The sequence below is a fragment of the Tabrizicola sp. genome, from assembly GCF_051645465.1.
In the GTDB taxonomy this organism is placed as follows: Bacteria; Pseudomonadota; Alphaproteobacteria; order Rhodobacterales; family Rhodobacteraceae; genus Tabrizicola.
This window is the reverse complement of the sequence record NZ_JBOFBI010000245.1, coordinates 1-2,166: the sequence shown is the minus strand read 5'-3', so window position 1 is coordinate 2,166 and position 2,166 is coordinate 1. Positions and strand designations below refer to the sequence as shown.

At 61.2% G+C, this 2,166-nt stretch carries 2 protein-coding genes; one reads left to right on the top strand and one right to left on the bottom strand.

The window, feature by feature from the left end:
- On the bottom strand, positions 1-733 hold a 733-nt coding region (locus ACRCSW_RS15990), incomplete at its 3' end, for a D-cysteine desulfhydrase family protein (RefSeq protein ID WP_438706641.1).
- Positions 734-843: 110 nt separating this feature from the next.
- Here ACRCSW_RS15990 and ACRCSW_RS15985 point away from each other — a divergent pair.
- Complete coding sequence (locus ACRCSW_RS15985) at positions 844-1,755, top strand: LysR family transcriptional regulator (RefSeq protein WP_438706640.1); 912 nt, start codon at positions 844-846, stop codon at positions 1,753-1,755.
- Positions 1,756-2,166 lie beyond the last annotated feature (411 nt).

The window sequence follows — 2,166 nt, the reverse complement described above, 5'->3', positions numbered from 1 at the left end:
CCGCACAGCCGAGTTTCTCGGCAGTCTTGACGGCCAGGTTGAACACGTTTTCCTCTTGCTTGGCCTTAGGTGCACGCACGCCAAAACCCAGCAGCGGAATACCCGCATTGATCGCCTTCAGCCCGACGATCAGCCCGGCTTGAGTGCCCGCCGACCCCGTCGCCGTCACCAGATGGTCGATCACCAATCCCCGGTCATTTGCCTGCCCCACCAGTTCGAACGCGCAGTTGACATACCCAAGCGCGCCGGTCGGGTTCGATCCGCCGCCCGGAATGATATAGACCTTGCGCCCCGCCGCGCGCATGCCCACCGCCACCGCCTCCATCTCGGCCTGCATATCGACGCCACCGGGGCGCTTTTCCGTTGCGGCCCCGTGCAAATGGTCCAGAAGCACATTGCCGTTTTCGTTGTAGTTGCGGTCGTTCGATCCGGTCCGGTCCTCCAGCAGGATATGGCAGGCCATGCCCAGCTTGGCGGCAAAGGCCGCTGTCTGGCGGGCGTGGTTTGACTGCGTCGCCCCTTGCGTCATCACCACATCCGCGCCCATCGCCTGCGCCTCGGCCATCAGAAATTCCAGCTTGCGGGTCTTGTTGCCACCGGTGGACAGGCCGGTGCAGTCGTCCCGCTTGATCCAGATCTCTGGCCCACCCAGTTCATGGCTCAGGCGGTCAAGCCGCTCAAGCGGAGTGGGCAGGTGAGCAAGAAATACGCGGGGGAATCGGGAAAGATGCATCTTCTTGTTCCTCGGTAAACTTGCGTTATGAAACAATTACAGGCTCAAATCGTTAATGCAAATTCGAAGTAGTCGACATAAGATGCAAGAAACGCAACTTATGAAGTCTCATGCGGCTCGAATGGCTTGAAGATATCCTCGCGGTTGCTGAAACCGGTTCCTTCAGCGAGGCGGCGGAACGGCGGCACCTCACGCAATCGGCTTTCTCGCGCCGGATCAGCAGCATCGAGGCGCATATCGGACTGGAACTTTTCGACCGCAGCCGCAAGCCGGTGCAACTGCACGCGACGACGCGTGAGCAGCGCGATCAGATCGCTCGACTGGTGGCCGACCTTCGCCAGTTGGTCACCGACTTGCGGCAAGGCGACCGCAAGGACTCCAACCGGATCGTGGTGGCCAGTCAGCACGCGCTGACCACGGCACTGACGCCCACGCTGCTTAGCGGCATTCAGTCCAGCAATGCCGACATCTTCGTGAAACTGCGCTCGGCCAACCTTGACGATTGCTTCGCGCTTTTGCTCTCGCGGCAGGCGGACATTGCCATCGTCTACCGGCTGCCCGACGAGGAACACCCGATCAGTACGGAATACATCGAAACCGCGATCGTGGGCCGCGACCGCCTCATCCCGGTCTACTCCAGCGCCAAGGTCAGCTATTTGAACGAACGGTTCGCCCGGGGAGAGCTGCCCTACATCGCCTATCCCGGTGATGTGTTCTTTGGGCGGGTGCTTGAGCGATTGGTCCTGCCGACGGTCCGCCGCCTGACCCGTCCGACCCCCAAGGTCGAAACGGCCCTTACGTTGGCCGCACTGGAAATGGCCGCCGTTGGCGTCGCAGCGGCTTGGATCCCCGGATCGCTGGCGGCCGCGCGGATAAATGACGGCAGTCTGTTCGACCTTTCCGAAACGCTGCCGAGCGTCGCCCTCGACGTGACGGCAGTACGCCTGCGCGGCACTGCGGGGCCGGTCGAGGCCGAAATCTGGTCGCACCTCGTGGCGATGGCTGCAATCGGTGAAAATTGAGGTCACGCCGCACAATTTCCCGTGTTTGGCTGGCGGACACGATTTGATCAGCGGCCCGACCCGCCCGCACCGTGAACCTAGGGAACGCCTTTCGGCGGACACACCCACGCGCGATATGGACGGGCTTTGTGTTTGAGAAAGCTGCCGTGCCCAAGATCTGGATTTCGGCAAAGTCCGAGTTAACGACCCAACTCGCAAAGTAAGCTCCGGCGAGCAAAAATATCATTGTGGGATAAATACTTAGACGGGCTGAACGGCGTGAAATGGGACGTTGCAGCGCAGCGACCGGTCGCCGTCGAATGACCTGTGTGGATGGCTCCTGCAATGCAAGAGGTTTTTGGCGATGCTGCGACGGTCGTCAGTACAGTCGTGTGTCCGGCCTATTTGTGCGGCGGCGTAGCCACCCCTGGC

Coding starts and splice junctions, on each gene's coding strand:
- ACRCSW_RS15985 (WP_438706640.1), top strand. CDS start 844: ATGCGGCTCGAATGGCTTGAAGATATCCTCGCGGTTGCTGAAACCGGT.